The organism is Lentzea aerocolonigenes, from assembly GCF_000955955.1.
Taxonomy (GTDB): domain Bacteria; phylum Actinomycetota; class Actinomycetes; order Mycobacteriales; family Pseudonocardiaceae; genus Lentzea; species Lentzea aerocolonigenes_A.
In genome coordinates this window covers 1-7,924 of sequence record NZ_JYJG01000057.1, presented here as the reverse complement: position 1 = coordinate 7,924, position 7,924 = coordinate 1, and the positions used below count along the sequence as shown (strand labels likewise).

Annotated in this window: 9 protein-coding genes and 1 other RNA gene; 3 read left to right on the top strand and 7 right to left on the bottom strand. The window is 66.9% G+C overall.

Translation table 11 applies throughout. The features are described 5' to 3' along the window. Positions 1-59: 59 nt before the first annotated feature. Positions 60-437: a transfer-messenger RNA gene (gene ssrA / locus UK23_RS49675) on the bottom strand. A 123-nt stretch (positions 438-560) separates the two neighbouring features. Between ssrA and UK23_RS10345 the strand changes: the two genes are divergently transcribed. Both UK23_RS10345 and UK23_RS10340 read left to right on the top strand, forming a co-directional pair. Beyond that, positions 561-1,799: a sensor histidine kinase gene (locus UK23_RS10345; RefSeq protein ID WP_052684534.1), complete on the top strand. Its 1,239-nt coding sequence runs from the start codon at positions 561-563 to the stop codon at positions 1,797-1,799. After that, positions 1,787-2,428: a response regulator transcription factor gene (locus UK23_RS10340; protein WP_045311208.1), complete on the top strand. Its 642-nt coding sequence runs from the start codon at positions 1,787-1,789 to the stop codon at positions 2,426-2,428. The genes UK23_RS10345 and UK23_RS10340 overlap by 13 nt, the downstream gene beginning before the upstream one ends. Here the strand turns inward: UK23_RS10340 and UK23_RS10335 are convergent. The 6 genes from UK23_RS10335 to UK23_RS10310 all read right to left on the bottom strand — a co-directional run bounded on the left by UK23_RS10335 (position 2,413) and on the right by UK23_RS10310 (position 7,218). Beyond that, positions 2,413-3,240 carry an amidohydrolase family protein gene (locus UK23_RS10335; protein WP_045311207.1) on the bottom strand — a complete coding sequence of 276 codons (828 nt, stop codon included), beginning with the start codon at positions 3,238-3,240 and terminating at the stop codon, positions 2,413-2,415. The two genes, UK23_RS10340 and UK23_RS10335, sit on opposite strands and share 16 nt — an antisense overlap. Continuing rightward, complete coding sequence (gene smpB / locus UK23_RS10330; RefSeq protein WP_045311206.1) at positions 3,240-3,716, bottom strand: SsrA-binding protein SmpB; 477 nt, start codon at positions 3,714-3,716, stop codon at positions 3,240-3,242. The genes UK23_RS10335 and smpB overlap by 1 nt, the downstream gene beginning before the upstream one ends. A gap of 30 nt (positions 3,717-3,746) precedes the next feature. Continuing rightward, on the bottom strand, positions 3,747-4,649 hold the full coding sequence (ftsX, locus tag UK23_RS10325; protein ID WP_045311205.1) for a permease-like cell division protein FtsX: 903 nt from the start codon (positions 4,647-4,649) through the stop codon (positions 3,747-3,749). Positions 4,650-4,688: 39 nt separating this feature from the next. Continuing rightward, complete coding sequence (ftsE, locus tag UK23_RS10320; protein ID WP_045311204.1) at positions 4,689-5,378, bottom strand: cell division ATP-binding protein FtsE; 690 nt, start codon at positions 5,376-5,378, stop codon at positions 4,689-4,691. Between the two features lie 178 nt (positions 5,379-5,556). Next, a complete protein-coding gene (gene prfB / locus UK23_RS10315; RefSeq protein WP_045311203.1) occupies positions 5,557-6,657 on the bottom strand; it encodes a peptide chain release factor 2 in 1,101 nt (366 codons plus the stop codon). Between the two features lie 60 nt (positions 6,658-6,717). Beyond that, the gene (locus tag UK23_RS10310) at positions 6,718-7,218 is read right to left on the bottom strand and encodes a PadR family transcriptional regulator (protein WP_045311202.1); all 501 of its coding nucleotides are present in this window, start codon (positions 7,216-7,218) and stop codon (positions 6,718-6,720) included. Positions 7,219-7,616: 398 nt separating this feature from the next. On the opposite strand from UK23_RS10310, the gene UK23_RS10305 reads away from it, so the two are divergent. Then, the gene (locus UK23_RS10305) at positions 7,617-7,820 is read left to right on the top strand and encodes a hypothetical protein (protein WP_045311201.1); all 204 of its coding nucleotides are present in this window, start codon (positions 7,617-7,619) and stop codon (positions 7,818-7,820) included. Positions 7,821-7,924: the final 104 nt, after the last annotated feature.

Sequence of the window (7,924 nt, the reverse complement as noted above, 5' to 3'; positions counted from 1 at the left end):
GGACACCCGGAACGAGAAGGCGAAGGTGGCCCGCAAGGGCCACCGAGCAGCCTTCGGCCGAGTGGAGGTGCCGGGAATCGAACCCGGGTCCTGTGGCGGTTCATCAGGGCTTCTCCGTGCGCAGTCCGCTCTGTCTCTACTTGGCCCCATCAGTCATGCGAACGAGCTGATGTGACAGGCCCAGCCACTGTGAGTTTCCCGAACAGCTCCCGTAGCCGGAACTGCAGGTAAGCCTTCTAGCTGATGCCGGGAACTAGGTCGAAGGCGAACCCAGGCCGACAACCGCTAGCTCTGCTGTCAGGCAGCGAGAGCGTACGCGGTGCGCGTGTCGTTAGACGTGGCGCTTATTGGTTTGCGATGACGCTTAACGGTGGTCTCTCGCCTGCACCGGCACGCTTCCCCTGAATCAACGTCCACAGTCGAAACCGTTCACCCCCCTGTTGTGGTTACGCATAGCATAACTACCGGGGCCAACGACTTCTTCCCGAGGCAGGTAGGGCTGTCCCCACCCCCGACCTCCTAGTTAGCCACATGGTCTCTGACCAGCGGGAACGACCACCATGGATGACATGAGGAAACCGAACGCGCTCGCAGCCGGGTTCTACCTGCTGACCCACCTGGTGACCGGCATCTTCTGGTTCACCCTCACCATCGTCCTGACCGTGGTCGGGTTCTCGACCGCGCTGCTCTGGATCGGCTTCCCGATCCTGTGGCTCGCGATGAACGTCGGGCGGATGGGCGCGTCGCTGGAGCGGGCGTGGGTGCGCGTGGCGTTGCGCACGGACATCCCCAGGCCCTACCGCCCGCAGATCGAGGGCTCGCAGCTGGAGAAGTGGAAGCACCAGTTCACGGACCCGGCGACGTGGCGCGACCTCGGCTATCTGGCGCTGATGCTGCCGGTGGGGGCGCTGGAGTTCGCGGCGTTCATCGCGATGTGGTCGGTCGTGGCCGCGTTCGTGGGCACGCCGTTCTGGATCGACGACGCGCCGTTCGCGGTCATCGTGGGCGAGTTCTGGACGATCGACTCCTTCTACTCGGCGCTGCCGGTCGCGGCGATCGGGCTGGCGTTGATCCCGTTCGCGGTCATGGGCACGAAGTGGATGGGCGCGGCGCACGGCAGGTTCGCCCGCGCCATGCTCGGGCCGACGCGGGCGGACGCGCTCGCGATCGAGGCGGAACGGCTGCAGTCCAGCCGGGCGCGTGGTGTCGAGGCCGCGGAAGCAGAGCGCCGGCGCATCGAGCGCGACCTGCACGACGGCGCGCAGCAACGACTTGTCGCGGTGGCAATGGGTCTCGGCCGGGCGAAGTCCAAAATGGACTCCGATCCCGAGGGCGCGGCGCTGCTGATCGCCGAGGCGCACGCGGACGCGAAGGAAGCCATCCGGGAACTGCGCGACCTGGCGCGGGGCATCTACCCGTCCGTGCTGGGCGACCGCGGGCTCGACGCGGCACTGAGCGCGCTGGCGGCTCGTGTCCCGATCGAGGTCGAGCTCAACGTCGACGTGGAGCCGCGCCCACCGACAGCGGTGGAGAGCGCCGCGTACTTCACCGTCGGCGAGGCGCTCACGAACATCACCAAGCACTCCAACGCCACCAGGGCGACCGTCAAGGTCAACCGGGTCGAGACGGGTGTGCTGGTCGAGGTCACCGACAACGGTCAGGGTGGCGCGGAGCTGAAGCCGGGCGGCGGGCTCGCCGGGCTCGCGGACCGGGCTGCCACGATCGACGGTGTGGTTGTCGTCGTCAGCCCGCAGGGTGGGCCGACCGTTATTCGAGCGGAGTTGCCGTGCGCGTGGTGATCGCCGAGGACTCGGTGCTGCTGAGGGAGGGCGTGCAGCGGTTGCTCGCCGACGAGGGCATCGAGACCGCTGCGGCTGTGGAGAACGGCGACGAGTTGCTCGACGCCGTCATCGAGCACAAGCCGGACCTGTGCGTGGTCGACGTGCGGATGCCCCCGACGTTCACGGACGAAGGGCTGCGCGCGGCCATCGAGTGCCGCCGCCGCTTTCCCGGGCTGCCGGTGCTGGTGCTCTCGCAGTACGTCGAGGAGCGCTACGCCGTGGAACTGCTCGCGGGCGGCGCCAGTGGCGTCGGATATCTGCTCAAGGAGCGGGTAGCCGACGTGAAGGAGTTCGTCGACGCGGTGCGCAGGGTCGCAGACGGCGGCACGAGCATCGACCACGAGGTGATCACGCAGCTCATGGTGCGCAGCAAGAAGAGCCCTGTCGACAAGTTGACGCCCCGCGAACGCGAGGTGCTCGGGCTGATGGCGCAGGGACTGTCCAACACGGCCATCGCCGGCACGCTCGTGGTGTCCGACGGCGCCGTGGAGAAGCACGTCGGCAACATCTTCGCCAAGCTCGGCCTCGAACCGTCGAACTCCGAGCACCGCCGAGTGCGCGCTGTGCTGGCCTACCTCGACAGCTGAAGCAGACGGGCGCCGTTGTCGTGCAGGATCGCCTGCTCGGCGGCGGCGTCCAGGCCCCACGACCGGATCGCGTCGAGCTGCACCTCGTACGGGTACGGGATGTTCGGGAAGTCGCTGCCGAGCACGACCCGGTCGGCCAGCCCCGCGATCCTGCGAGCCCACCCCGCCGGCAACGGCACCATCCGCTCGCTGAACGGCGTGCCGACCATCGTGGTGTCGACGTGGACGTTCTCGTAGCGCTCGACGAGATCCAACGCGCCGGAGTAGTCCGGCATCCCGGCGTGCGCGATCACCGCGGTCAACCGGGGATGCTTCTTCAGGACCTCTTCGAACACCCCGAGCCCGGTGTGCTCTCCGGGGTACGGCCCGTCGCCGCAGTGCGCGACCACGGGGACACCCGCCTCGGCCAGCTGGCCCCAGACGCCGTCCAGCAGCTCGTCACGCGGGTCGTAGGCGCCGACCTGGACGTGCGACTTGAAGCACCGCGCACCGGCTTCGAGAGCCTTGCGCACGTAGACGTCCGCACCGGGTTCCGCGTAGAACGTGCCCGTCCGGACAGCTTCGGGGACGCGAGAAGCGAAGTCCGCGACCCACTCGTTCAGCCACTCCGCCATACCCGGCTTGTGCGGGTAGACCAGCGGTGCGAACGCGGAAACGCCCAGCTCCCGCAGTGCGGTGAGCCGGGCGTTCTCGTCAGTGCGGTACCAGATGATCCAGTCGACACCGGACTCGCGCACGCGGTCGAAGTACGCCCAGACCTTGTCGAGGACGTTCTGCGGCATGAAGTGGACGTGGATGTCCACCAACGCCATCAGTAACGGCCCTTCAACGCCCGCCCGTGCGCCTTCGCGATCTCGCGGTTGGCGTCGCGCTTCGCGATGTCCTGGCGCTTGTCGTAGGCCTTCTTGCCCTTCGCGAGGGCGATCTCGACCTTGACGTAGCCGTCCTTGAAGTACATCTGCAGCGGGACGAGCGACAGACCGGACTCCTTGGTCTTGCCGATCAGCCGTTCGATCTCCGCCTTGTGCAGCAGGAGCTTGCGCTTGCGCCGGACCTCGTGGTTCGTCCACGTCCCCGCGACGTACTCCGGGATGTGCAGCGCGTGCAACCAGATCTCGCCGTCGTCGACCTGGGCGAAGGCGTCCACGAGGGACGCCCGTCCCATGCGCAGGCTCTTCACCTCGGTGCCGACGAGCTGAATGCCCGCCTCGTAGGTGTCCAGAATGGCCCAGTCGTGCCGAGCCTTGCGGTTCGACGCGATGACCTTCTGCCCGCGTTCCTTGACCATGGCGACAACTTTACGTGGTCGGTAAAACCGTTAAAGCCGCACGTAGAGACGCAGCGTCACGTAGCCGGTGGTGGCCGCGATGACGATCGCCGTGAGGAACAGCCACGGCGACACGATCAGGATGTCGAGGTATCCGACCGGCGGGATGATGCCCGACTCGGTCAGGTTCCTGGTGATCCGGTCGATGAAGAACGCCTTGCCCAGCACCAGCAGGCCGACCGCGCAGACGGCACCGATGATGCCCGCGACGACCGCCTCGATGAGGAACGGCAGCTGCGTGTACCACCGGGTCGCGCCGACCAGTCGCATGATGCCGACCTCGACGCGGCGGGTGAACGCCGACACCTGGATGGTGTTCGAGATCAGCAGCAACGCGGCGAACGCCTGGATGAGCGCGAGGATCAGCACGACGTCGCGCAGACCGTTGAGGCCCTCGAAGAACCGCTCGAGGAACTTGCTCTGGTCGTCGACACCCTTGACGCCCGGCTTGCCCTCGAAGGCCTGCTTGATGACGTCGGTGCGGTCCGGGTCCTCCAGCTTGACGCGGAAGGTCGCCGGAATGGCCTCCGGGCGTGCGAGCTTGAGCAGCTCGGGCTGGGCCTCGAAGATCCGCTTGAAGCGCTCGAAGCCCTCGTCGCGGTTCTGGAACACCACTGTCTCGACGCCGGAGGTCTGCTCCAGGGCGGAGCGCAGACCCGCGCACGGCTGCTGGGTGCAGTCCTTGTCGTTGGCGCTGACGTCGTTGGTCAGCAGAACCGAGACCTCGAGCTTGCCCGCGTAGTTGGCCTGCATCTTGTCGACCATGCGGACGACGAGCAGGCCACCACCGAGCAGCGCGAGCGAGATGGCGGTCGTGAGGATCATCGCGATCGTCATCGTGACGTTCCGGCGAAGTCCGGTGACGACCTCGCTGAACACGAAGCTGGTACGCATCGGGGGCGGGGTTCCTTGGGGGTCGGGGATTAGGAGCGCTTAGCGGCCAACGCCGTAAACGCCGCGCGCGTCATCACGGACGACCTTGCCGAACGACAGCTCCACGACGCGGCGGCGCATCGAGTCGACGATGCCGTGGTCGTGGGTCGCCATGATGACGGTCGTGCCGGTGCGGTTGATCCGCTCCAGCAGCAACATGATGTCCTGGCTCGTGTCGGGGTCCAGGTTTCCCGTCGGCTCGTCGGCGATCAGCACCAGCGGCCGGTTCACGAACGCACGGGCGATCGCGACGCGCTGCTGCTCACCACCCGACAGCTCGGTCGGGAACCGGTCCTCCTTGCCGTCGAGGCCCACCAGCTGCAGCACCTCGGGCACCACCTTGACGATGGTGTTGCGAGGCTTGCCGATGACCTCCAGCGCGAAGGCGACGTTCTCCGCGACCGTCTTCGTCGGCAGCAGACGGAAGTCCTGGAACACGCAGCCGATGGACTGCCGCAGGCGGGGGACCCTGCGCCGCGACATCTTGGCGACGTCGAAGTTGGAGACGTAGACGCGTCCCCTGGTCGGCACCTCTTCGCGCAGCAGCAAGCGCAGGAACGTCGACTTGCCGGACCCGGAAGGCCCGATCAGGAAGACGAACTCGCCCTTCTCCATCTCGACGGACACGTCGTCGAGCGCAGGACGCGTGGAGGTCTTGTAGACCTTGGAAACGTGTTCGAGACGAATCACGAGGCGCGAGTCTACTCATGGCCGCGGTAAAGCCCCCGTTCCGGTTAACTTCCGGCCCCGGAAAGGCGGTCCGGACCATCCACACGGCGTGGCTGAACCGGCACGAACGGTCGACAAAAGCGCACGTTCGGGCCATCAGAGGGCCGAACGTGCGCTTCGCCTCAGATCAACGTGACCGCTACGCCTGGGACTGCTTGCGCCACCGGATGCCGGCCTCGAGGAAGTCGTCGATCTCCCCGTCCAGCACCGCCGACGGGTTGCCGACCTCGTGCTCGGTCCGCAGGTCCTTGACCATCTGGTACGGGTGCAGCACGTAGGAGCGCATCTGGTTGCCCCAGCTGGAGCCGGAGTCCTTCAGCGCGTCCATCTTGGCCTGCTCCTCCTGCCTGCGGCGCTCGAGCAGCTTGGCCTGCAGGACGTTCATGGCCGTGGCCTTGTTCTGCAGCTGCGAGCGCTCGTTCTGGCAGGACACCACGATGCCGGTCGGGATGTGCGTGAGGCGCACCGCCGAGTCGGTCGTGTTGACGCCCTGGCCGCCGGGGCCGGACGAGCGGTAGACGTCGACGCGCAGGTCCTTCTCGTCGATCTCGACGTGGTCGGTCTGCTCGACGACGGGCACGACCTCGACGCCGGCGAACGACGTCTGGCGGCGGCCCTGGTTGTCGAACGGCGAGATGCGCACCAGGCGGTGCGTGCCCTGCTCGACACTCAGCGTGCCGTAGGCGTAGGGCGCGGTGACGCGGAACGTCGCGGACTTGATGCCCGCCTCTTCCGCGTAGGAGGTGTCGAAGACCTCGACGGGGTACTGGTGGCGCTCCGCCCAGCGCGAGTACATGCGCAGCAGCATCTCGGCGAAGTCGGCGGCGTCGACGCCACCCGCCTCCGCGCGGATGGTGATGAGCGCGTTGCGCTCGTCGTACTCACCGGACAGCAACGTGCGGACCTCGAGGCCGGCGATTTCCCCGCGCAGCTTGACGCGCTCGTTGTCCGCGTCGGCCTGCGCGTCCGCGTCCTCGGCCTCTTCCGCGAGCTCGTAGAGCAGCGGGAGATCGTCAAGGCGCTCACGCAGACCGGTGACACGGCGCAGCTCGCCCTGCTTGTGGGAGAGCTGGCTGGTGACCTTCTGCGCCTTCTCCTGGTCGTTCCAGAGGTCGGGCTTGGCCGCCTGGTCCTCCAGGTCCGCGACCGCGGCGCGCAACCCATCGAGGTCCATCACCGCCTCGATGCTCGAAAGGGTGGCGGAGAGGTCCTTGATGTCTGCTTCGACGTCCGGGTTCACGCAAAAAGATTACGCCAGCACCGGTCGCAGTTCGCGACCGGTGCTTGCTGGCGCTCTCTTCTACGCGGTCGGAATCGCGTCGAGCAGCTTCAGAACGGCCTTCGCGTGAGCGAGACCGAACTCGGCCACCGCCTTGGCGTAGGGGTCCTCCGCCGTCTTGGCCGCGCTCTTCGCGGTCTCCTGCTCCTGACCGTACGCAGAACGCGCGGTCGTGATCAGGGACTCGCGCTGCTTCGCGGTCAGCGAGCCGGCGTGCACCAGGCGCAGGATGAGCGGGCTGCGCAGGTGGTCCGGGCCGGGCTCGGACAGCAGCCAGTTCTTGAAGGCCTTCTTGCCCGCCGCCGTCAGCACGTACTGCTGGCTCGACCGCGGTCCTTGCTTGCCGAGGCGCAGCAGGCCTTGGTCAGCCAGCGCGGGCAGCTCGCGGTACACCTGGGAGCGGGTCACGCTGAAGAACGCGCCGAAGCGGTCTCCTGCCTCCGCCACCAACTGGCCACCGGTCTTGGGTCCGTCGTGCAGCAGCCCGAGCAGGGCGGCTGCGGTCGCATTCAGGTCTGACACAACGACAACGTTCCCACGTCTGGGGGAAGCTGTCCACAATGGTCAGCCGTTCTGTCCACAGTGGCTGATCACCGGGCTAGTCTGATGGGCCATGCGGAGCAACGAAAAGTCTCGCTGAGTAAGCGGCAGTTTTCCAGCCTCACGCGTTTGGCCGCTTGACCGTCTGTGTCCATCCCGGATGGAAAAAACCCTTTCGCAGAAACGAAAGTCACCCGATCTCACTCGATCGGCGGTACGACTCTCACCGGCCGGAGCCACCCGAATGGACGGACGTGAGCGTTCGTCGCACGACCTGGTGATGTCCGCGCACACCCCTTTCCCACGCCTGCACAACCGGGAAAATGATCACTGCCAGGCAGGGCGGGCGAGACCGAGCGAGACCACGGAGGTCGGGGACGATGAAGAACATCAAGTGGCTGGACCACAAGAAGGTGGCGGCGCACACGGTGGCCTGGATGACCGGAGGCATCCCGGAGCAGGCGGGCAAGGACGAGTGCATGGTGTGCGGCAAGCAGATCCGCAAGCACCGCACGGTCAACGGCGAGGGCCGGATCTGCTCCAGCATGCTGTGCGCGCAGTACTGGGCGGAGAACATGACCTGAAACACACTCAGCCCGCTCCTCACGAGGAGCGGGCTGATCGCGAATAAGCAGAAGGCCCGGAGTCTGATGACTCCGGGCCTTCCGTCTAGTAGCGGGGACAGGAT